The following is a 975-nucleotide window of genomic DNA, read 5'->3' as shown; positions in this document are numbered from 1 at the left end:
ACCGCCACGCCCGCGACCAGCGCGAGCCACGGGTGCTTCGTCACCGACTTGCCCCAGCTGCGCTTGGGGTCGTTGTGGAAGTCCGCCTCCCGCGCCGTGGTCTCCGCGTCGGCGGCCACCGGGCCGGGTAGGCCGGCCTTGGCCCACGCGCGTTGGGAGAGGATGCGCTTGCCCATGATGGCCAGCATCGCCGGGGTCAGGGTCAGGGCGACGACGACGGCGACCGCCACCGTTGCGGCTCCGGCCAGGCCCAGCACCGTCAGGAACGGGATGCCCGGCACCGCCAGCGCGGCGAGGGCGATGATCACGGTGAGCCCGGCAAAGAGCACTGCGTTGCCGGAGGTGCCGGTGGCCCGGCCGATCGATTCGACCAGCGGCACGCCGGAAAGCAGTTGGGTGCGGTGGCGGTTGACGATGAACAGCGAGTAGTCGATGCCCACGGCCAGGCCCAGCATCAGCGCCAGCACCGGCGAGACGGAGCTCATCTCGATGACACCGCTGAGCGCCATGGTGCCGCCCACGCCGACCCCGACGCCGACGATCGCCATCAGCAGCGGCAGTCCGGCCGCGATGAGCGTGCCGAGCATGAGCACCAGCACCGCGGCGGCCACGGCGATCCCGATGATCTCGGCTGCTCCGAACAGGCTGGAGATGTCTTCGACGATGTCTTTGCTGTACTCCGCCCGCAGCCCCGGCACCAGGCCGGCCTCGGTGACCTGCTGGACCTGTTCGCGGTCCTCCTTGGAAACCTCCATCATGCCCTGCTCGAACTGGACCTGGACGAAGGCGGCCGAGCCGTCCGCGGATACGAACCGCAGCCCCTCGGAGGACTGCTGCCGCAGTTTCCCCGCCTCCAGGTCGGCGACGCCTGACTCGTACTCCGCCCGGCCGTCTGCCAGCTGCCGTTCGGCTTCCGCCAGCCGGGCCCGTGCCGTCTCCAGCTGCGCCCGCTGCGGCTCCAGCCGGGCACGTGCC

General features: G+C 71.2%; 1 protein-coding gene. It reads right to left on the bottom strand.

The genetic code is table 11. The annotated features are described in order from the left end of the window. Positions 1 to 975 (bottom strand): MMPL family transporter (locus AC5RV2_RS18445; RefSeq protein WP_494093530.1); only part of this gene is annotated, 975 nt, incomplete at both ends.

Source organism: Arthrobacter sp. Y3225116 (assembly GCF_059091245.1).
The sequence above is the reverse complement of the archived record's forward strand: the minus strand, read 5'-3'. Positions and strand labels throughout refer to the sequence as shown.